This is a genomic window from Planococcus sp. BI3 (assembly GCF_056680115.1).
In genome coordinates, this window is record NZ_CM155266.1 from 2,667,398 (window position 1) to 2,687,638 (window position 20,241).

Sequence of the window (20,241 nt, forward strand, 5' to 3'; positions counted from 1 at the left end):
TTTGTTGGTTATCCACAGAGTTGGCGCTGCCGCTTTTCTTAAGAGGAGGAAACATCATGGATTTCGACACAATCGCTGCCATATCTACACCGAGCGGAGAGGGAGCAATCGCAATCGTCCGTTTGAGCGGTCCGGAAGCTGTGGCTATCGCCGATAGACTATTCCGGGCTCCGAGCAAGAAGGCGCTGGCTGCCCAAGCTACCCATACCATCCATTACGGACATCTTGAAGATCCGGCGACAGGAGAAGTAGTGGAAGAAGTTATGATGTCACTCATGAAAGCACCAAAAACATTCACCCGTGAAGATGTTATTGAAATCAATTGCCACGGCGGAATTGTTTCAGTCAATCGGGTGCTGGAATTGGCGTTGCGTGCAGGAGCAAGACTTGCAGAGCCTGGAGAGTTCACCAAACGGGCATTTTTGAACGGCCGCATCGATTTGTCCCAGGCAGAAGCGGTCATGGACCTGATTCGCGCGAAGACGGACCGTGCCATGGATGTCGCACTCAATCAGATGGAAGGGCGGCTGTCGAAGCTGATCGGCACGCTGCGCCAGGCCCTGCTGGAATCGATTGCCCAAATGGAAGTGAATATTGACTATCCGGAATACGACGATGTGGAAGAAATGACACGTCCGATCATGCTGGAAAAATCAAAATGGGTCCGTTCGGAAATCGATAAATTGCTGCAGACGTCTTCGCAAGGGAAAATCTTGAGAGAAGGGCTTTCAACTGTCATTTTGGGTCGGCCCAATGTCGGTAAATCTTCTCTATTGAACAGCCTTGTTCAGGAAAATAAAGCAATTGTCACAGAAATAGCGGGAACAACCCGTGATATAATAGAGGAATACGTAAATGTTCGCGGTGTTCCGTTGCGTTTGGTTGATACGGCAGGAATCCGGGAAACGGAAGATATTGTCGAACGGATCGGCGTTGAACGTTCACGGAAAGTATTGAAAGAAGCCGATTTGATTCTTTACGTCTTGAATTATGCAGAAGCGTTGACTCTGGAAGACGAGCTGCTGTTTGAGACGGTCAAAGATATGGACTATATTGTCGTGATCAATAAAACCGATCTGCCGCAGAAAATCGACCTGGAGCAAGTGCAGAAACTGGCAGGAAATAAGCTGCTGGTGACGACTTCGTTAATTGACGAAGAAGGCATCGATCAGCTTGAAGAAGCCATTGCTGACCTTTTTTTCCAAGGAGAACTCGAAGCAGGGGACATGACCTATGTATCCAATGTGCGCCACATTGCATTGCTGCATCAGGCACATCAAACCATTTCAGACGCTATTAGGGCTGCTGAAATGGAAGTTCCGGTAGATATGATTCAAATTGACGTTACCCGAACTTGGGAGATTCTTGGTGAAATCATAGGAGATACCGCAGATGACGGCCTCCTGAACCAGCTATTCTCCCAGTTCTGTCTAGGGAAATAAAACTCGAAGGGAATGAACGAACATGCCACAATACAAAGCAGGCACGTTCGATGTCATCGTCGTAGGAGCCGGACATGCAGGAGCAGAAGCTGCTCTTGCCGCGGCACGGATGGGCGCTAAAACGCTCGTCTTGACGATGAATCTGGATATGATCGCATTTATGCCATGCAACCCGTCCATCGGTGGGCCAGCAAAAGGCATCGTTGTACGTGAAATCGACGCACTTGGCGGAGCCATGGGACGCGTTATCGATAAAACACACATTCAAATGAGAATGTTGAATACAGCTAAGGGACCTGCTGTCCGCGCATTGCGTGCACAGGCCGATAAAGTTCTTTATCAGCAGGAAATGAAGCGGCTGATGGAAGAAGAACCGAACTTGACATTGCACCAGGGGATAGCTGAAGAACTCATTGTGGAAGATGGCAAGGTCAAAGGATTGATTACGCAAGTAGGAGGCATTTACCATGCTAACTCAGTAGTCATCACCACTGGAACATTCCTGCGTGGGGAAGTCATCATCGGCGATCTGCGCTATTCCAGCGGACCGAACAACCAGCAGCCTTCCATTAAATTGGCGGAAAATCTGGAGAAGCTCGGCTTTGAAACGGTTCGTTTTAAAACAGGGACACCGCCGCGCATCAACAGCAACAGCATTGACTACAGCAAAACTGAAATTCAGCCCGGCGATGATGTGCCACGCTCCTTTGGCCATGAAACCACTGAATACATCACAGACCAGCTGCCATGCTGGCTGACCTATACAAATGAAAAGACCCATCAGATCATTGATGAAAACCTGCATTTGTCACCGATGTATTCAGGGATGGCAAAAGGAACGGGTCCGCGCTATTGCCCTTCAATCGAAGACAAGGTTGTCCGTTTTAATGACAAGCCGCGCCATCAGATCTTCCTGGAGCCGGAAGGCCGTAATACGCGTGAGGTTTACGTACAAGGCCTTTCAACCAGTTTGCCTGAACATGTACAGCGGAGGCTCCTGGAATCGATTCCGGGGCTTGAGAAGGCTGAAATGATGCGTGCAGGCTATGCCATCGAATATGATGCCATCGTCCCAACGCAATTATGGCCGACGCTGGAGTCAAAACAGATTGAAAATCTTTATACGGCTGGGCAGATCAACGGAACTTCCGGCTATGAAGAAGCAGCCGGCCAGGGACTGATGGCAGGCATCAACGCAGCCGCAAAAGTGCTTGGCAAGGAAGAAGTAATTCTGAGCCGTTCTGACGCCTATATTGGTGTTTTGATCGACGATTTGGTGACAAAAGGAACGAATGAACCTTACCGTCTGTTGACTTCCCGTGCAGAATACCGTTTATTGCTCCGCCATGACAATGCAGATATGCGTTTAACTGAATTGGCCTATGCAATCGGTATGATCAAGGAAGAGCGATACGTAAAATTCCTAGGGAAAAAAGAACGTATTGAAGATGAAATAAAACGCCTGAGAAGTATTATGATCAAGCCAAATGAAATTACCCAGCAAGTGATCCGTGACGCAGGCGGCAGTGAATTGAAAGACGGCATTCGCGGAGCAGATCTGCTGAAGCGTCCAGAAATGAACTACGATATGATTTCACAGCTGACAGCTTCTACTATAGAGCTGGAAGAAGAAGTGAAAGAACAAGTCGAAATTCATATCAAATATGAAGGCTATATCGAAAAGTCACTGCAGCAGGTCGATAAACTCAAAAAAATGGAAAACAAAAAAATTCCCGACAATATTGATTACCATGCGATTTCAGGAATTGCGACTGAAGCCCGAGGCAAACTTACAGAAGTTCGTCCGTTGTCCATCGCACAGGCTTCCCGCATCTCCGGCGTAAATCCGGCTGACATATCCATCTTATTGGTGTATATTGAACAAGGAAAGATTGCGAAAATCTCAGTTTGATCTTAAAGGCATAAGCTAGACAACAAAATGGGCTGGCTCACACCAGTCCATTTATCTTTTACATAGAAAACCATCAAGAGGGAGGAAGCCAGCATGAATGAACAACAGTTTAAAGATGCCCTCAGTGAAAAAGGGGTCCTCTTGACCGAGGAGCAGCTTGAGCAATTCCGGATCTATTACAAGGAATTGGTCGAATGGAATGAAAAGATGAACCTTACAGCAATTACAGAGCAACCAGCTGTTTACCTAAAACACTTCTATGACTCGATTACTGCAGCGTTTTATTTGGACTTTACAAAATCAATGAAGCTTTGTGATGTCGGTGCCGGTGCAGGATTCCCCAGTATTCCACTAAAAATTTGTTTTCCCCATATCGAAATTACGATTGTGGATTCCTTGAACAAACGCATTCAGTTTCTGGAGCATTTGAGTGGTAAACTTGGACTCACCAAAGTGCAGTTCATCCATTCGAGAGCAGAAGATTTTGGGCAGTCGATCTACCGTGAAAGCTATGACTTAGTGACCGCACGCGCCGTAGCCCGATTGTCAGTCCTGGCAGAATTATGTGTGCCGCTTGTTAAAAAAGGCGGAATATTTGCAGCCATGAAAGCTTCATCTGCTGCAGATGAATTGGATGACGCAGAAAAAGCATTGCAAAAGTTGGGCGTGAAACTGCAAGCTGTGCATTCCTTCCTGTTGCCGATGGAAGAAAGCGAACGTTATATCCAGGTCTTTAAAAAATTCAAAGAAACACCAAAGAAATACCCACGGAAAGCTGGAGTTCCAAACAAGTCGCCAATCTCTTAATGTTTCACGTGAAACATTTTACTGCCAAGGGAATAACAGTGATAAAGATTCAGCAGCTAAGTGAGCTTGTAAAAGGTGGTGCTTGAGGATGAAAAGTCCTTTTTCACGTTTCTTCGGAGGCGGCGATAAAGCAAATGAAACAGCGAAGAAAGAAGCGGCTGAACACAAGACTTCAGAAGAAGTCTTGAAATTGCCGCTCGACAAAATACATGCCAATAAATATCAGCCTAGAACAGTTTTCGATCAAGAGAAGATTGAAGAGTTGGCCAGGACCATCCATGTCCATGGAGTGATTCAACCGATTGTGGTCAGGAAGTCCGACACTGAAGGGGAATATGAAATCATTGCGGGAGAACGGCGTTTTCGTGCAATGAAATCACTCGAGTGGACAGAAGTCCCGGCAATCATCCGAAATCTGAGCGACAAGGAAACAGCGTCTATTGCGTTGATTGAAAATCTTCAGCGTGAAGAACTTACCGCAATAGAAGAGGCACATGCTTACCAAAACCTGCTGGAAATACAGGAAATTACGCAGGAGGCATTGGCTCAGCGTCTTGGCAAAGGACAGTCTACGATCGCCAATAAACTGCGGCTATTAAAATTGCCGGAAGAAATTCAAACAGCATTACTGAACCGGTTGCTGACGGAGCGGCATGCCAGAGCCCTTTTACAGGTGAAGAATGCTGAACTGCAGAAAAAACTGTTTGATGAAACCATAGATGAAAGCTTGAATGTAAAGCAGCTGGAAATGAAAGTAAGCAAGCTGCTGTCAACTGAGCCGAAAAAACCGAAAGCCCAAAGAAAAGCAATAAGCCGAGACATGCGGATTGCCATGAACACCATCAAAGAATCGTTGAACATGGTCTCCAAAAGTGGCATCGATGTGACCACTGAGGAAGAGGAATATGAAGAATACTATCAGATCACTGTGAAGATCCCGAAAAAGAAATCGTAAAGCGCTCTTTCCGTATGGAAAGAGTTTTTTTAATAGCTTTGACATCGTATTGTTGAAAAATTTTGATACAATAGGAAAATGGAAGCCTAATAGAATAGCTAAAATAAAGGTTCCGAAGTAAAATGAAGAGAGTATTAAAGAAAGTTGGTGCAAGTGTGGGTAGAACTATTGCGATCGCCAATCAAAAGGGCGGCGTAGGAAAAACAACGTCTTCAGTGAACTTAAGTGCCTGCCTTGCTTATTTGGGCAAAAAAGTTCTATTAATAGATATCGATCCTCAAGGAAATGCCACCAGTGGGGTGGGGGTAAACAAAGGGGATGTTGATCAATGCATCTACGAAGTTTTAATAGATGATGTAGATGTCAAAAGTACAATCATGGAAACGAAAGTAGAGAATCTGCATGTGGTTCCCGCCACGATTTCTCTGGCAGGAGCTGAAATCGAATTGGTTTCAACCATTTCGAGAGAAGCCCGCCTGAAAAACGCCTTGGAAGAAGTCAAAGATATGTACGATTACATAATCATTGATTGTCCGCCATCTTTGGGGTTGTTGACTTTGAATTCATTGACCGCTTCTGACGCAATCATTATTCCAGTACAATGTGAATACTATGCGTTAGAAGGACTAAGCCAATTATTAAGTACTATTCGCTTAGTGCAAAAGCATTTAAATCATGATTTAATGATTGATGGTGTCTTATTGACAATGCTGGATGCCCGGACCAATCTGGGAATTCAAGTGATTGAAGAAGTGAAGAAATATTTCCAGGATAAAGTGTACAAAACAATCATTCCAAGAAATGTAAGACTGAGTGAAGCACCGAGCCACGGAGAGCCAATTATCATCTATGATCCAAAATCCAGAGGCGCAGAAGTGTATTTAGAATTGGCGAAGGAAGTGATTCATAATGGCTAAAGGATTGGGAAAAGGCATTAATGCGTTGTTTCCGGGTGAAACAATCAATGAAGCGGAGAAAGTAAACCAGATCAGCGTCGGCAAAATTGGAGCAAACCCATATCAGCCACGTAAAATATTCGACCAGGCAGCTTTGGAAGAATTGGCGGAATCCATTAAAGAACACGGGATTTTACAACCGATTGTTGTAAGGAAGAAAGGCGAGAAATACGAATTAGTCGTTGGCGAACGCCGTTTCCGTGCAGCCAAATTAATCAAATTAAAAGAAGTTCCAGCCATTATTAAAGAACTGACAGACCAGCAGATGATGGAACTTGCTATATTAGAAAATCTTCAACGTGAAGATTTGACGCCGATTGAAGAAGCGGAAGCTTATCAAAAGCTGATGGAAGCCTTGAATTTAACGCAGGAACAGCTTGCTTTCCGTTTAGGAAAAAGCCGTCCTCATATAGCCAATCATGTCCGTCTTTTGGCATTGCCTGAAAATGTCCGCACACTCATTTCTGACAAAAAGTTATCTATGGGGCACGGGCGTACGTTATTAGGATTGCGAAGTAAAAAACTTATTCCCGAAACAGCGGAAAAAGTAGTCAAAGAGAATCTGAATGTTCGCCAGTTGGAAAATTTAGTGCAGCGTTTAAACGAAGATGTTCCACGTGAAACAATTGAAAAAAAGAGAGATATCTTTATAGAAGAAAAGCAATCGGAACTTAGAGAGCGCTTTGGCACAAAAGTTCAAATCAAGAAGAACAAAGACAAAGGGAAGATCGAAATCGAGTTTTTCTCAGAAGATGATTTGGAACGGATTTTAGAATTGTTAAGCTGACGAGTGCCTATTTCCCGGAAAAGGGGAATAGGTTCTGTTTTTGATAAATGAAAATACTGAAGGTTTAAAATGACTTCGAAGGAAAAGTGGAACTCTCTTTCAAAAGAGGGAGAAGAGAACTATTCAAAAAGGAGAGTACAGAGAGGAGAAATATAGTGGTTCTCTTAGGGACATTAATAAATGCAGTTTTAATTGTAGTGGGAACCATTCTTGGAAGAGCTCTTCGTAATATTCCTGAAAAGATGAAAGAGACGGTCATGTACGTGATTGGTCTGGCCGTAATTGTACTCGGTTTCCAGATGGGGTTTGAAAGCCAGAACTTCGTGATTGTCATCATCAGTTTAGTGCTGGGAACGGTCATTGGAGAATGGGCAGATTTAGAGGGCAAACTAAATGGTTTTGGCCACTGGATTGAAGGGATGCTGGGGGCGAAAGAAAGTAAAGGCAGCATCGCACAAGGATTTGTAACAGCAACATTAATATTTGTCATCGGTGCAATGGGAATTATTGGCGCGATGGAAAGTGGGCTGAGCAACGAGCATGGGGTACTGATCTCCAAAGGGATTATTGATGGGTTCACTTCTATTGTTTTAGCTTCTACACTTGGCATCGGTGTCCTGCTTGCGGCTATTCCTGTATTTGTGTACCAGGGGTTGATTGCTTTGTTTGCGACCCAAATCAGTTTAGTGATTCCTGCTGCCGCACTGGATATGTTCATTATGGAAATGAGTGCAACCGGTGGTGTCATGATTGCCGCTATTGGGTTGAACATGATGGGTGTTACGAAAATCAGGGTAGCGAATTTGTTGCCGGGGATTTTGGTTGTCGGAATAGTGGTTACCATCATCTATAAATTTAATTTAATGTAAGTGCTAGGAAGGTGAAAGTGTGAATGTTGAAAAAGTAACAAAAGAAATTTTAACTGTCCTTTCCGATGAAGGCATGTGGATGGGCCTTATCGTCATTCTTTTGAAGGTAGTCTTGATAACCATAGCCGCGGTTGTGCTGGTGAAAGTATTGCGTGTCGTGATTCGTAAAACGTTTTCCGTACGCATTAAAGGGCCGCTTCTTTACAATGAACGGAGACAGCAAACCTTATCGAAGCTATTGTCCAATGTAGTAGCCTATGTTGTGTATTTCATCGCGGCTGTTTCTATTTTATCGACGTTTACCATTGATATTACCGGTCTGATCGCCGGGGCAGGGGTGCTTGGTTTGGCCGTTGGTTTTGGCGCACAGAACTTGGTCCGTGATGTAATCACCGGATTCTTCATTATTTTTGAAGATCAATTTTCCGTAGGAGATTATGTGCGTATCGGTGTCGCTGAAGGAACAGTGGAAGAAATCGGATTGCGGACGACCAAAGTGAAGGCCTGGACTGGGGAATTGTTTATATTTCCGAATGGCACGATCACCGATGTCGTGAATTTTTCGATTCACAACTCGATTGCGGTGGTTGATGTCAATATTTCCTATGAATCGGATATCACGCGAGTGGAAAGCTTGATCATGGAATTTCTGGACAGCTTACAGGATCGATATGAACAAATCATCAAACCTGCAGAATTGCTGGGTGTCCAAAACCTGACGACAACAGAAATCGTCATGCGAATCACAGCAGAAACTCTGCCGATGCAGCATTTTGCTGTGGCAAGAGGAATGCGCCGCGATTTGAAGGACTTTCTGGATCAACGGGGTGTGGAAATTCCTTATCCGCGGATGGTGATGATGCAGCGTTCTCCGGAAGAATCCATTGCAGCCAGAAATGCTAAAGTTTAATAGATAGAAGGAGGCACACTCATGGAGATGAAGGAGTTTGGACTGAATGATATAGTTGAAATGAAGAAGGGCCATCCGTGTGGAGCCAATGCCTGGAAGATTATCCGCATGGGGGCTGACGTCCGGATTAAATGTGAGGGTTGCCAGCACAGCGTGATGCTGCCGCGTATGGAATTCAATAAGAAGATGAAAAAAGTTTTGGTCAAAGCGGAAACGGAATGAAAAATGGACAATTTCGGGTTCTGTTCTTATAATGGAATGGTTGTGTAAAAATAATTCGTTTGATATAGAAGGAAGGTTGTGCATCCTATGGCATTAACTGCAGGGATTGTAGGGTTACCAAACGTGGGGAAATCCACATTATTTAATGCGATTACAAAAGCGGGCGCGGAAGCGGCAAACTACCCATTCTGTACAATAGATCCGAACGTTGGAATTGTTGAAGTTCCAGACGAGCGTCTTGATAAATTGACGGAATTGGTAGTTCCGAAAAAAACCGTACCCACGGCTTTTGAATTTACCGATATTGCAGGAATTGTTGAAGGCGCCAGCAAAGGCGAAGGACTAGGAAATAAATTTCTGTCTCATATTCGTGAAGTTGACGCAATTTGCCAAGTGGTTCGCTGCTTTGCTGACGATAACATTACGCATGTAACCGGAAAAGTAGATCCGATTTCTGATATTGAAGTCATTAACTTGGAATTGATTTTGGCGGATATGGAAAGCATCGAAAAACGCATTGTACGTGCGGCGAAATTAGTGAAACAAAGAGACAAAGACGCTGTCGCTGAAGAACCTGTGCTGATGAAATTGCGTGAGGCCTTTGAAAACGGTCAATTGGCACGTTCAATCGAATTCACAGAAGACGAACTGCAGATTGCAAAAGGCTTGAATCTATTGACGATCAAACCGATGTTATACGTAGCAAACGTCTCTGAGGATGAAATTGCAGATGCCGATGACAATGAATACGTTCAAAAAGTTCGTGAGTTCGCTGCGAAAGACAAGGCGGATGTCATTGTTATCTGTGCCAAAATCGAAGAAGAAATGTCGGAACTAGAAGACGAAGAAAAAGAAATGTTCCTTGAAGAGTTGGGCATCAAAGAGTCGGGACTGGATCAATTGGTCAAGGCTTCATACAACCTGCTTGGATTAGCGACATACTTCACAGCTGGCGTTCAGGAAGTTCGGGCATGGACATTTAAAAAAGGCATGAAAGCACCACAATGTGCCGGCGTCATCCACTCTGACTTCGAACGCGGATTTATCCGTGCCGAAACGGTTGCTTATGAAGACCTGGTCGAAGCGGGCTCAATGGCAGCAGCGAAAGAAGCAGGGAAAGTGCGCCAAGAAGGCAAAGAATACATCGTCCAAGATGGCGACGTAATGCTATTTAGATTTAACGTCTAAAAGCGGAAACGACCGTTATGCTCCGACAGGCGTAAGACGGTCTGGCGAAGCGGCGTGTTTTCAGCCGCACAGCCAGAGTGGCTTACGACCCAAGGAGCAGGTCGTTGCAGCTGGATAAATCTAAAAGCGAGGATGGCCGTCAAGATTCGACAGGCATAAGGCGGACCAGCAGAGTGGCGCTCTTTGCCACGCCGCTGGGTTGACTTATGACCCGAGAATCTGGCCACCGCAGCTGGATAACTAAAAGCGGAAACGACCGTTATGCTCATAAAAAGCTTGAATTTACAGAACCACAAAACTAAAAAAGAACCGGGTGCCTTGTCGCATCCGGTTTTTGCATGGAGGAATTGGGAATGTTGTTATTTGCATACGGAACGCTGAAACAGGGCGGGAAGTATCATTGTTATTTGGAAGAAGCGGAATTGGTGGAAGAACGGGCAACAGCCAAAGGGATATTGTATGATACCGGAATGGGCTATCCGGCAATGACTTTGTCGGACAGTGGACAGATTGAAGGGGAAGTTTACGACATCCCTGATGTGTTGTGGCCGGCTTTGGATTACTTAGAGGATTATTCGGGAAATCCTGAAACGGATATGTACGACAAAGTGATGATTAAAGTGGAAGTGGGCAGTAAATCCATGGAAACAATCGTTTATATCGCAAAAAATGAAAAGCTTTTGGCAAGGCAGATTCTAACAGGAAACTGGGATACCGCCAATTCTGCTACAGTATAGATAGAAAGAAGCGCCGATATTAGTCGGCGCTTTCGTTTTGAGGATAGCGTTCGTAAACATGCAAACGTGGCAAAGAAGGGTCATCTATGATCCATGCCGCGTTTTTTTCTTTGCGCAATTTACCATACATGACGAAGTCACCGAAAGCTCCTGCAGTCAGCATCGCCCCTAACAGCACCAGCACCTGGCTGTCGAACCAAAACCCCAGGACGGTAGGAAGGAAGGCTGTTGTCCAAAATGGCAGCAGCAGCACTTTGCGCATCGCATGATTTTGAATAGGCTTGCTGGTGGTGGCATAAGCGATGCCCATTTTCAAGTTGATGCCATAATTCAATGAAGAAACAGGGAGTTTCCCGAACAGCACAAAACCAATTAAGTGAAAGAATTCATGCACGACAATCAAAACCAGATAGCCAATCAAAAACAATAAGATTCCACCGATAGAAAAATGGAATGCTAAAGGTTCGTTGAAAAGATGGTAGGCAGCTGCGAATGCCACCAGCAAGATGACATTAAACCAAAGTGCTTTGGGAGCTATTTCGTCCATTTCCAACTCTATAATATGGCTGGGTGTCATCGCTTCACATCCTTTAGGGTCTATGCTAAAAGTATAGAGGATTTTAAATGGAAAATCATGCTTGCGAGTCTTTGGGAATTATGATACAATACTGTGATGTGAGTAATATTTATGAATTGCTTGCTCCTTGCCCGCTGGATACAGCAGGGCCCAAGTCCATGAGGAGGTGACAACACGATGAGAGAATATGAATTAATGTATATCATTCAGCCTGCAATTGAAGAGGAAGCGAAAAAAGCTCTAGTTGAGCGTTTTAACGATATCCTTACTTCTAACGGAGCTGAGATCATCGAGTCGAAAGAGTGGGGTAAACGTCGTTTAGCTTATGAGATTAACGATTTGCGTGAAGGTTTCTACCAGATCGTAAAAATTAACTCTGGTTCTGAAGCTATCAACGAATACACACGTCTTGCGAACATTAACGAAGACATTATTCGTCATATCGCTGTACGCAAAGACGCGTAAACAGGATACTGGCACTGAAATTTTTTTGACTTGAAGGAGGTTGAATTCTGATGATTAACCGAGTTGTTTTAGTCGGAAGACTGACAAAAGATCCAGATCTTCGTTACACACCAAGCGGCGCCGCGGTTGCCCGTTTTACACTTGCTGTAAGCCGGACATTCTCGAACGCTCAGGGTGAACGCGAAACTGATTTCATTAATTGTACCGTTTGGCGCAAACAAGCTGAAAACACAGCGAATTTCCTGAAAAAAGGAAGCTTGGCTGGCGTTGAAGGCCGCATCCAGACTGGTAGCTACGAGGGACAAGACGGGAAACGCGTCTATACGACAGAAGTAGTGGCCGACAGTGTTCAATTCCTTGAACCGAAAAGCGCTAATGCGGAACGTTCGCAAGGACAGCAGCCTTCCTATCAGCAGAACCAATCACCAAGCCCAAGTCAGCAAAATCATACTCGTGTAGATGAAGATCCATTCTCAAGCGGCAGCGGTCCGATAGAAGTATCGGATGACGATTTACCGTTCTAAGATGGACTGAAGCTGACGATCAACTTTTAAGTAAAGGAGGTAATTCGATATGGCACCACGTCGCGGAGGAAAAAAACGGAAAAAGGTTTGTTACTTCACTTCCAACAACATCACGCACATTGACTATAAAGATACTGACCTTTTGAAGAAATTCATTTCTGAAAGAGGGAAAATCTTGCCACGTCGTGTTACAGGCACTAGCGCTAAATGGCAACGTAAGTTGACAATCGCTATCAAACGCTCACGTATCATGGCACTTCTACCGTTTGTTGCGGAAGAAAGATAATTAATGAAAAGCGAAAGCGCCCGGCGAACCTGGGTGCTGGAGTCTGGACAATGATTTCAAAAAGACCGGGAAACCGGTCTTTTTTTTTATGCACTGAAATAAGAAGAGAACGTCACTGCCGATGGAGCGTTTTTCAGGAGACGCATTAAAGATAAGTGGGTCCATTTCTTCAGACTGTCGATAAACTTCTAACCTCCTTTCTTGAAAAGTTAGTTTGCGGAATATCCACGTAAAGAAACATTCAGTTTAAAGAAGTTAAAAAATTGTCCTCTTTGTGTCTTCTTCTACTTTAGAGCAGTTGTGCTTTCCCTCGGACGCGCCTCCTTTTGTTCAGGTTCTTGAATCATGGTACAATTACAAAGATGAAATCTGCCCGAAAGAGGGGAAAAAACAGTCATATGCAAAATCAACAAACGCGACAACTTACAACTGGGGCGATGATGGCGGCGGTGTTTACAGTGCTGCTGGCAATCTCCGTATACGTTCCTGTTTTGAGTATAGTAAGTACTTTAATTTTGGCATTGCCGGTCGCCTGGTACAGCGCAAAATATCCATGGAAAGCTTCAGCGCTTTTTGCATCGGTCTGTCTGGTGCTGTCGTTTATCATCGGTGGCCTGTTGTCCGTGCCGCTGGCGTTGATCCATGTACCGCTGGGATTGGCAATCGGTCTTTCAATTTATTATAAGAAGAGCAAATTATTCATGTTCATGGGTGCCAGCATTGTCCTGTTGGTGTCATTGATGGTTCAATACGTGGCTTCCATTGTGCTCTTTGGCATCAATGTACTGGAAGAATTTAGTGGCATGTTCGATCAATCCTACGAACAGACAGGTGCCTTGATGGAACGTTTTGGGGCTACTGAAGCTTCTATCGAAGAATACAATGAACTCGTTGCGCAATTGCAGTTTTCATTTGAAACTCTGTTGCCGGTGTTATTGGTATTAGGTGTGTTCATGGTGGTATGGGTCTTGTTAGTGATCTTGCTGCCGATTATGAAGCGCCTTGGGATTGCAGTTCCTAAGTTTCCGCCTTTCCGGAACATGAAATTGCCAAAATCCGTTTTATGGTATTATTTAATCGTGTTGATTGTTTCCCTGTTGTCGGAGTTCGAACCTGGAACGATGGCATACATGGTCTTCATCAATGCAACCGTGCTGCTGCAATTCCTGCTGTTCCTGCAGGGTATTTCTTTTTACCATTTCTACATCCACCAGGAAGGCTGGCCAAAATGGGTGACAGTGCTGGTGACGTTATTGGCCTTGCCGCTGCAGTCATTTACGAGTATTGTCGGAATCGTAGACCTTGGGTTTGATATCCGGGGTTGGGTCAAGCGGGCACACGAGTTTAAAGGAAAATAAGGAGCTGAAGAATAATGTCGGCTTTTTTTAGAAAAAGAAAACTTCGATATCCGCTTATCGCGCTGCTGTCTCTTGGTATGGCCGCGGCGATTCTGATTTCATTTTGGTCGGAATGGGCAGCTGGAATTTTTGCGCTGCTTTTTGTGCTGGCTTTTTCGGCCGCATGGGTGACGGAAAAAAGAGTCTATCAAGCTACTGAAAAACATATTGAAACCCTGTCTTACCGCATGAAGAAGGTTGGGGAAGAAGCGCTCCTCGAGATGCCGATCGGGATTATGCTGGTCAATGAAAAATACGACATTGAATGGGCAAATCCCTATATGACCTCGACACTCGAGTACGATACACTGATCGGCGAGTCTCTTTATAAATTGTCAGATGATTTTCACACGTTGGTGAAGTCCGATGAAGCCAAAGAGCTGACGATCACATTGGGCGACCGAAAATACCGCGTGTATTATAGGGCGGATGACCGCCTGTTCTATCTTTTTGATATTACCGAACAAGTGGAAATCGAGGCGCTGTATCATGCGGATCGGTCCGTCATCGGCATTTTATTCATCGACAATTACGACGAATTGGCGCAGGGGATGGATGATCAGACACGCAGCAATATAAACAGTTTGGTCACTTCGCTCATCAACCAATGGGGCGCCAAATACGGCATTTTCGTGAAGCGTATTTCATCTGACCGCTTTATGGCCGTCTTTAACGAGTCGATTTTAAAAGAGCTGGAGCTGTCGAAATTCGCGATTCTGGATGACATCCGTGAAGTCACGGCCAAAGACAATTTGGCTTTGACCTTGAGTATTGGTGTCGGCGCCGGATCTGCATCGCTGGTCGAGCTTGGAGGTTTGGCTCAATCAGGGCTGGATCTGGTGCTTGGCCGCGGTGGAGATCAGGTGGCCATCAAGCAACCGAGCGGAAAAGTGAAATTCTACGGAGGCAAGACCAATCCGGTCGAAAAACGGACACGGGTCAGGGCGCGGGTTATTTCACACGCCTTGCGTGATCTGATTCAGGAAAGTGACCAGGTTTTTGTAATGGGCCATAAAATGCCTGATATGGATTCCATTGGTGCGGCAGTCGGTGTTGCCAAAATGGCCGCCATGAATAAAGTCAAAGGCCGCATCGTCATTGACTTTGATGAATATGACCGCAGTGTTATGAGGCTGATGGAAGAAATCGAAGGCGATCCTGGCCTGTTTGAGCAGTTTATCACGCCTGAAGAAGCATTGGCGGACATGACCGAGCATTCCCTGCTCGTTATAGTGGATACGCACAAGCCATCGATGGTCATCGATGAACGGTTGCTGCAGCGGATGGATCGGGTCGTTTTGATTGACCACCACCGGAGAGGTGAGGAATTCATCACGAATACGATGCTGGTCTACATGGAGCCTTATGCTTCATCGACAGTTGAATTGGTTACCGAATTGATCGAATACCAGCCGAAACACGAAAAGCTGTCCATGCTGGAAGCGACAGCAATGCTGGCTGGAATCATTGTCGATACGAAAAGCTTTACATTGAGAACAGGCGCCCGGACATTTGAAGCAGCTTCTTATCTGCGTTCAAATGGAGCCGATACCGTGCTTGTCCAGCGCATTTTGAAAGAAGATCTGGAGACCTATATTGAACGCGCGAAAATCGTTCAAACAGTAGAATTTGTCGGCAATGGCATTGCCATCGCAAAAGGAGAGCCTAACCGCGCCTACAGCCCGGTATTGATCGCCCAGACAGCAGATATCCTGCTGACGATGAAGGATGTCAACGCGTCATTCGTGGTGGCGGAGCGTTCAGAAGGCGGCATCGGCATCAGTGCCAGGTCGCTTGGCGAAGTGAATGTCCAGATTGTTATGGAAAATCTCGGCGGCGGCGGCCATTTAACCAATGCAGCCACGCAAATGCCGAATGCAACAATAGAAGAAGCCCTTGAACAATTAAAAGCGGCGATTATGGAAGATCATGAAGGAGGAGCAAACGAATGAAAGTTATATTTTTGAAAGACGTAAAAGGCAAAGGCAAAAAAGGTGAAATCAAAAACGTGGCGGATGGCTACGCGCATAACTTCCTGTTGAAAAATAATTGGGCGATTGAAGCTAATCAGGCGACCATCAGCAAATTGGATGGCCAAAAGAAAAAAGAACAAAAAGAAGCCGACCAGGAGCGCGAGGAAGCGCAACAGCTGAAAGAAAAACTGGAAAGCCTGACAATTGAATTGACGGCTAAATCCGGCGAAGGCGGCCGCATGTTCGGATCGATCACCACCAAACAGGTAGCGACAGAACTAGAGAAAAAACATGGCATTAAATTGGACAAGCGCAAAATGGATTTGGACGATGCCATCCGTGCACTTGGCTATACGAATATCCCTGTGAAACTGCATCATGATGTGACCGCTACGCTTCGAGTACATGTTACTGAAGAAGCGTAAGGTGGGAGACCGATGAACGAAACGATAGATCGTGTCCCCCCACACAACCATGAAGCCGAGCAATCGGTCATTGGCGCCATCTTTTTAGAACCGCCTTCCCTCATCACGGTTGCCGAAATCGTGATGGCGGAGGATTTTTACCGGATTGCCCATCAGAAGATTTTCCAGACGATGCTGAACTTATCAGATCAGGGAAAAGCGATTGATGTAGTGACCGTGACAGAAGAGCTTTCTGTCAAAAAAGAACTGGAGGACGTTGGCGGCCTTTCCTATTTAACGGAAATCGCCAACGCTGTACCGACGGCCGCCAACGTTGCGCATTACGCCCATATCGTCGAAGAGAAAGCGCTGCTGCGCCGCCTCATCCGGGTAGCGACAACGATCGTGGAAGACGGCTTTACACGCGAAGATGAAGTGGAAGCCCTGCTTGCCGAAGCGGAAAAGAAAATGATGGAAGTTTCGAACCGGAAAAATGCCGGTGACTTTACCCACATCAAAGATGTGCTGGTCAAGACCTACGACAACATCGAACTTTTGCATACACGCAAAGGAGACGTCACAGGCATTCCTACGGGCTTTCAGGACTTGGATAAGATAACCGCAGGGTTTCAGCGAAACGACTTGATTATCGTGGCTGCACGGCCTTCTGTCGGTAAGACGGCTTTTGCTTTGAACGTTGCGCAGAATGTCGCGACCAAAACAGACGAGAACGTCGCCATCTTCAGTCTGGAGATGGGTGCTGAACAGCTGGTTATGCGTATGCTGTGTGCAGAAGGCAATATTGATGCACAGGTGCTGCGTACAGGTGCCCTTCAAAACGAAGACTGGCGCAAGTTGACGATGGCAATGGGCAGCTTGTCGAATGCCGGAATTTTCATCGATGATACACCGGGGATCCGTGTCAACGACATCCGGGCCAAATGCCGTCGCCTGAAACAGGAGTACGGGCTTGGCATGATCATGATCGATTACCTGCAGCTGATCCAGGGGCCTGGACGTTCAGGCGAAAACCGCCAGCAGGAAGTATCGGATATTTCCCGTTCCCTGAAAGGGCTGGCGCGTGAGCTGGAAGTTCCGGTCATCGCCTTGTCGCAGTTATCCCGTGGAGTGGAGCAGCGGCAGGATAAGCGGCCGATGATGTCCGATTTACGTGAATCCGGAAGTATTGAGCAGGATGCGGATATCGTATCCTTCCTGTACCGAGAAGATTATTACGACAAGGAAACTGAAGACCAGAACATGATTGAAATCATCATCGCCAAACAGCGTAACGGCCCGACCGGTACGGTGAAACTGGCTTTTGTAAAGGAATACAATAAATTCGTTACCATTGACTGGAGTCAGCATGAATCCGGTGGAGCCTTTTAAACACGAACATTAAATGTGGTAACACATTTATATGTTCGTGTTTTCTTCTGTTTTATATTGACGATAAGCCATTTCATTGGTACAATAAACACTGTTTGAGACAGGGCATATAGCCTAACGGAGGTGCGGACGATGACATCAGTCGTAGTAGTAGGAACGCAATGGGGAGACGAAGGAAAAGGAAAAATTACTGATTTTCTATCTGAACATGCAGAAGTGATTGCACGTTACCAAGGCGGGAACAACGCTGGACATACCATTATTTTTGGTGGAGAAACGTACAAACTGCATTTGATTCCTTCAGGGATTTTCTATAAAGATAAAACATCCGTGATCGGAAACGGCATGGTCGTGGATCCGAAAGCGCTTGTGAAAGAATTGAAAGGTCTTCATGACCGTGGAGTGACAACGGAGAACCTGCGCATTTCCAACCGCGCGCACGTCTTATTGCCATACCACATCAAGCAGGACGAAGTGGAAGAAGAACGCCGCGGAGCAAATAAAATCGGAACAACAGGCAAAGGCATCGGACCTGCTTATATGGACAAAGCAGCGCGTGTCGGAATTCGCATGGCGGATTTGTTGGACCATGTTGTGTTCGAAGAAAAACTGCGCATGAACTTGAAAGAGAAAAACCGTCTGTTCGAAAAGTTCTATGAAACAGAAGGATTTACTGTAGAAGAAATCATGGAAGAGTATTATGCATACGGCCAGGAAATCGCCAAATATGTAACGGACACGTCAAAAGTATTGAATGATGCCATTGACGCAGGCCGCCGCGTCCTGTTTGAAGGCGCTCAAGGCGTTATGCTTGATATCGACCAAGGGACCTACCCATTTGTAACATCTTCCAACCCAGTAGCAGGTGGAGTGACAATCGGTGCAGGTGTCGGCCCGACAACAATCCAGCACGTCATCGGTGTCTGCAAAGCTTATACATCGCGAGTCGGCGACGGACCGTTCCCAACAGAATTGCACGATGAAGTGGGCCAACAGATCCGCGAAGTCGGCAAAGAATACGGAACAACGACTGGACGCCCACGCCGCATCGGTTGGTTCGATAGCGTTGTTGTCCGCCACGCTAGACGTGTCAGCGGCTTGACGGATTTGACTGTCAACTCGATCGACGTATTGGCAGGACTTGATACGGTGAAGATTTGTACAGCTTACCGCTACCAGGGAGAATTGATCACGGAATACCCAGCGAACCTGCGTATGCTTGATGAATGCGAGCCGGTCTATGAAGAGCTTCCAGGCTGGCCTGAAGATGTAACAAACTGCAAATCGTTGGATGAACTTCCAGCAAACGCGCGCCATTACCTGGAGCGCATCGCTCAATTGACAGGCGTTCAGATTTCGATTTTCTCTGTCGGTCCTGACCGCAACCAAACGAATATTGTTACGAGTGTTTGGAGATAATTGTTGATTTATCCTTACTGTTTTCATCAAGCAGCCGCCTTCGGGCGGCTGCTTTTTGCTGTTCACTTCTTTTTCGGAAATAAAAAGAGGGAGCAAGAGCGGTGTATGGAAAATAAGGGCAGGAAAAGACGAGCGTGTAACCAGAGCGTGGCAATCGAGCTTGCGCAGTCTGAAGGGTTTCTGGGAGCGCTCCAGGGGCTTAGCCGCTGATAGATGCGAAATGGCCTAAACAATGATAAAGTATAGGGTAGTAAAGAATGTGCAACGACAAGAAAAAAGGGTGTAAACGGGAAGAAAAAGGGGAGAATAATGATGAGCAAAACCATTTTGGTTGTAGACGACGAGAAACCGATTGCAGATATTCTGCAGTTTAACTTAAAAAAAGAAGGCTTTAATGTAGTTTGCGCTTATGACGGAGATGAAGCGATCAAGATAGCGGGAGAAATCCAACCGGACTTGATGTTGTTGGATATTATGCTGCCGAATCGTGATGGCATGGAAGTGTGCCGCGAAATCCGTAAGAAATTTGATTTTCCAATTATAATGTTAACGGCAAAAGACTCGGAGATCGATAAAGTTCTTGGTCTTGAATTGGGTGCAGATGATTATGTTACGAAGCCTTTTTCGACTCGCGAATTGATTGCACGCGTAAAAGCGAATTTGCGCCGCCAAAATATTGCGCCTGCAGAAGATGAAGGCCTGAATTCAAACGATATCCAGGTGGGCTCATTGACGATTCAGCCTGATGCCTATCTTGTGTTGAAGCGTGAAGAAACTATTGAATTGACGCATCGTGAATTTGAATTGCTGCATTACCTCGGCAAGCATATCGGACAGGTGATGACGCGTGAGCATTTGCTGCAGACGGTATGGGGATATGATTATTTCGGCGATGTACGGACAGTTGATGTTACCATTCGCCGTTTGCGTGAAAAAATCGAAGACAACCCAAGCCATCCAGCATGGATCGTAACGCGCCGCGGTGTAGGGTATTATTTGCGAAATCCTGAACAGGAGTAACT

The 20,241-nt window shown here is 45.7% G+C and carries 21 protein-coding genes; 20 read left to right on the plus strand and 1 reads right to left on the minus strand.

The genetic code is table 11. From position 1 onward, the window contains the following. Positions 1-56: 56 nt before the first annotated feature. From mnmE to AC1MEO_RS13510, 11 genes are all read left to right on the plus strand, one after another. Positions 57-1,442 (plus strand): tRNA uridine-5-carboxymethylaminomethyl(34) synthesis GTPase MnmE, encoded by a 1,386-nt coding sequence (mnmE, locus tag AC1MEO_RS13460; RefSeq protein WP_480331169.1) that lies wholly within the window; start codon positions 57-59, stop codon positions 1,440-1,442. A gap of 22 nt (positions 1,443-1,464) precedes the next feature. Continuing rightward, the gene (mnmG, locus tag AC1MEO_RS13465; RefSeq protein ID WP_480331171.1) at positions 1,465-3,354 is read left to right on the plus strand and encodes a tRNA uridine-5-carboxymethylaminomethyl(34) synthesis enzyme MnmG; all 1,890 of its coding nucleotides are present in this window, start codon (positions 1,465-1,467) and stop codon (positions 3,352-3,354) included. A 93-nt stretch (positions 3,355-3,447) separates the two neighbouring features. Continuing rightward, entirely contained in the window at positions 3,448-4,161 is a 714-nt protein-coding gene (gene rsmG, locus AC1MEO_RS13470; RefSeq protein WP_480331173.1) for a 16S rRNA (guanine(527)-N(7))-methyltransferase RsmG, read from the plus strand. Positions 4,162-4,249: 88 nt separating this feature from the next. Continuing rightward, complete coding sequence (gene noc, locus AC1MEO_RS13475) at positions 4,250-5,116, plus strand: nucleoid occlusion protein (protein ID WP_480331175.1); 867 nt, start codon at positions 4,250-4,252, stop codon at positions 5,114-5,116. A gap of 155 nt (positions 5,117-5,271) precedes the next feature. Continuing rightward, positions 5,272-6,033: a ParA family protein gene (locus AC1MEO_RS13480; RefSeq protein WP_006830554.1), complete on the plus strand. Its 762-nt coding sequence runs from the start codon at positions 5,272-5,274 to the stop codon at positions 6,031-6,033. Beyond that, positions 6,026-6,859 carry a ParB/RepB/Spo0J family partition protein gene (locus AC1MEO_RS13485; RefSeq protein WP_480331178.1) on the plus strand — a complete coding sequence of 278 codons (834 nt, stop codon included), beginning with the start codon at positions 6,026-6,028 and terminating at the stop codon, positions 6,857-6,859. The genes AC1MEO_RS13480 and AC1MEO_RS13485 overlap by 8 nt, the downstream gene beginning before the upstream one ends. Before the next feature lie 155 nt (positions 6,860-7,014). Next, positions 7,015-7,728 carry a DUF554 domain-containing protein gene (locus AC1MEO_RS13490; protein ID WP_480331180.1) on the plus strand — a complete coding sequence of 238 codons (714 nt, stop codon included), beginning with the start codon at positions 7,015-7,017 and terminating at the stop codon, positions 7,726-7,728. A 19-nt stretch (positions 7,729-7,747) separates the two neighbouring features. Continuing rightward, the gene (locus AC1MEO_RS13495; protein WP_480331182.1) at positions 7,748-8,638 is read left to right on the plus strand and encodes a mechanosensitive ion channel family protein; all 891 of its coding nucleotides are present in this window, start codon (positions 7,748-7,750) and stop codon (positions 8,636-8,638) included. 21 nt (positions 8,639-8,659) lie between these two features. Continuing rightward, positions 8,660-8,860, plus strand: a complete 201-nt coding sequence (locus AC1MEO_RS13500; protein ID WP_480331184.1) for a DUF951 domain-containing protein — start codon at positions 8,660-8,662, stop codon at positions 8,858-8,860. Positions 8,861-8,947: 87 nt separating this feature from the next. Beyond that, positions 8,948-10,048 carry a redox-regulated ATPase YchF gene (gene ychF / locus AC1MEO_RS13505; RefSeq protein WP_480331186.1) on the plus strand — a complete coding sequence of 367 codons (1,101 nt, stop codon included), beginning with the start codon at positions 8,948-8,950 and terminating at the stop codon, positions 10,046-10,048. Positions 10,049-10,401: 353 nt separating this feature from the next. Then, entirely contained in the window at positions 10,402-10,785 is a 384-nt protein-coding gene (locus tag AC1MEO_RS13510; RefSeq protein ID WP_480331188.1) for a gamma-glutamylcyclotransferase family protein, read from the plus strand. 19 nt (positions 10,786-10,804) lie between these two features. Here AC1MEO_RS13510 and AC1MEO_RS13515 read toward each other — a convergent pair whose 3' ends face one another. Next, entirely contained in the window at positions 10,805-11,362 is a 558-nt protein-coding gene (locus AC1MEO_RS13515; protein ID WP_480331190.1) for a DUF3267 domain-containing protein, read from the minus strand. 177 nt (positions 11,363-11,539) lie between these two features. On the opposite strand from AC1MEO_RS13515, the gene rpsF reads away from it, so the two are divergent. The 9 genes from rpsF to yycF all read left to right on the plus strand — a co-directional run bounded on the left by rpsF (position 11,540) and on the right by yycF (position 20,239). Beyond that, a complete protein-coding gene (rpsF, locus tag AC1MEO_RS13520; RefSeq protein WP_058383866.1) occupies positions 11,540-11,827 on the plus strand; it encodes a 30S ribosomal protein S6 in 288 nt (95 codons plus the stop codon). 50 nt (positions 11,828-11,877) lie between these two features. Further along, positions 11,878-12,351 carry a single-stranded DNA-binding protein gene (gene ssb, locus AC1MEO_RS13525; protein ID WP_480331192.1) on the plus strand — a complete coding sequence of 158 codons (474 nt, stop codon included), beginning with the start codon at positions 11,878-11,880 and terminating at the stop codon, positions 12,349-12,351. A gap of 49 nt (positions 12,352-12,400) precedes the next feature. Then, complete coding sequence (rpsR, locus tag AC1MEO_RS13530; protein WP_006830564.1) at positions 12,401-12,637, plus strand: 30S ribosomal protein S18; 237 nt, start codon at positions 12,401-12,403, stop codon at positions 12,635-12,637. 398 nt (positions 12,638-13,035) lie between these two features. After that, complete coding sequence (locus AC1MEO_RS13535) at positions 13,036-13,995, plus strand: YybS family protein (RefSeq protein WP_480331194.1); 960 nt, start codon at positions 13,036-13,038, stop codon at positions 13,993-13,995. A 14-nt stretch (positions 13,996-14,009) separates the two neighbouring features. Then, positions 14,010-15,986: a DHH family phosphoesterase gene (locus tag AC1MEO_RS13540; RefSeq protein ID WP_480331197.1), complete on the plus strand. Its 1,977-nt coding sequence runs from the start codon at positions 14,010-14,012 to the stop codon at positions 15,984-15,986. Beyond that, a complete protein-coding gene (rplI, locus tag AC1MEO_RS13545; RefSeq protein ID WP_480331199.1) occupies positions 15,983-16,432 on the plus strand; it encodes a 50S ribosomal protein L9 in 450 nt (149 codons plus the stop codon). Before AC1MEO_RS13540 ends, rplI begins: the two co-directional genes overlap by 4 nt. 12 nt (positions 16,433-16,444) lie before the next feature. After that, on the plus strand, positions 16,445-17,800 hold the full coding sequence (gene dnaB / locus AC1MEO_RS13550) for a replicative DNA helicase (protein WP_480331201.1): 1,356 nt from the start codon (positions 16,445-16,447) through the stop codon (positions 17,798-17,800). Positions 17,801-17,932: 132 nt separating this feature from the next. Beyond that, positions 17,933-19,219 (plus strand): adenylosuccinate synthase, encoded by a 1,287-nt coding sequence (locus AC1MEO_RS13555; RefSeq protein ID WP_480331203.1) that lies wholly within the window; start codon positions 17,933-17,935, stop codon positions 19,217-19,219. A gap of 312 nt (positions 19,220-19,531) precedes the next feature. Beyond that, the gene (gene yycF, locus AC1MEO_RS13560; RefSeq protein WP_480331205.1) at positions 19,532-20,239 is read left to right on the plus strand and encodes a response regulator YycF; all 708 of its coding nucleotides are present in this window, start codon (positions 19,532-19,534) and stop codon (positions 20,237-20,239) included. Positions 20,240-20,241: the final 2 nt, after the last annotated feature.

Bases quoted from the DNA above. Each gene is read 5' to 3' on its own strand.
- mnmE (WP_480331169.1), top strand. From the start codon at position 57: ATGGATTTCGACACAATCGCTGCCATATCTACACCGAGCGGAGAGGGA.
- mnmG (WP_480331171.1), top strand. From the start codon at position 1,465: ATGCCACAATACAAAGCAGGCACGTTCGATGTCATCGTCGTAGGAGCC.
- rsmG (WP_480331173.1), top strand. From the start codon at position 3,448: ATGAATGAACAACAGTTTAAAGATGCCCTCAGTGAAAAAGGGGTCCTC.
- noc (WP_480331175.1), top strand. From the start codon at position 4,250: ATGAAAAGTCCTTTTTCACGTTTCTTCGGAGGCGGCGATAAAGCAAAT.
- AC1MEO_RS13485 (WP_480331178.1), top strand. From the start codon at position 6,026: ATGGCTAAAGGATTGGGAAAAGGCATTAATGCGTTGTTTCCGGGTGAA.
- AC1MEO_RS13500 (WP_480331184.1), top strand. From the start codon at position 8,660: ATGGAGATGAAGGAGTTTGGACTGAATGATATAGTTGAAATGAAGAAG.
- ychF (WP_480331186.1), top strand. From the start codon at position 8,948: ATGGCATTAACTGCAGGGATTGTAGGGTTACCAAACGTGGGGAAATCC.
- AC1MEO_RS13510 (WP_480331188.1), top strand. From the start codon at position 10,402: ATGTTGTTATTTGCATACGGAACGCTGAAACAGGGCGGGAAGTATCAT.
- AC1MEO_RS13515 (WP_480331190.1), bottom strand. From the start codon at position 11,362: ATGACACCCAGCCATATTATAGAGTTGGAAATGGACGAAATAGCTCCC.
- rpsF (WP_058383866.1), top strand. From the start codon at position 11,540: ATGAGAGAATATGAATTAATGTATATCATTCAGCCTGCAATTGAAGAG.
- ssb (WP_480331192.1), top strand. From the start codon at position 11,878: ATGATTAACCGAGTTGTTTTAGTCGGAAGACTGACAAAAGATCCAGAT.
- rpsR (WP_006830564.1), top strand. From the start codon at position 12,401: ATGGCACCACGTCGCGGAGGAAAAAAACGGAAAAAGGTTTGTTACTTC.
- AC1MEO_RS13535 (WP_480331194.1), top strand. From the start codon at position 13,036: ATGCAAAATCAACAAACGCGACAACTTACAACTGGGGCGATGATGGCG.
- AC1MEO_RS13540 (WP_480331197.1), top strand. From the start codon at position 14,010: ATGTCGGCTTTTTTTAGAAAAAGAAAACTTCGATATCCGCTTATCGCG.
- rplI (WP_480331199.1), top strand. From the start codon at position 15,983: ATGAAAGTTATATTTTTGAAAGACGTAAAAGGCAAAGGCAAAAAAGGT.
- dnaB (WP_480331201.1), top strand. From the start codon at position 16,445: ATGAACGAAACGATAGATCGTGTCCCCCCACACAACCATGAAGCCGAG.
- AC1MEO_RS13555 (WP_480331203.1), top strand. From the start codon at position 17,933: ATGACATCAGTCGTAGTAGTAGGAACGCAATGGGGAGACGAAGGAAAA.
- yycF (WP_480331205.1), top strand. From the start codon at position 19,532: ATGAGCAAAACCATTTTGGTTGTAGACGACGAGAAACCGATTGCAGAT.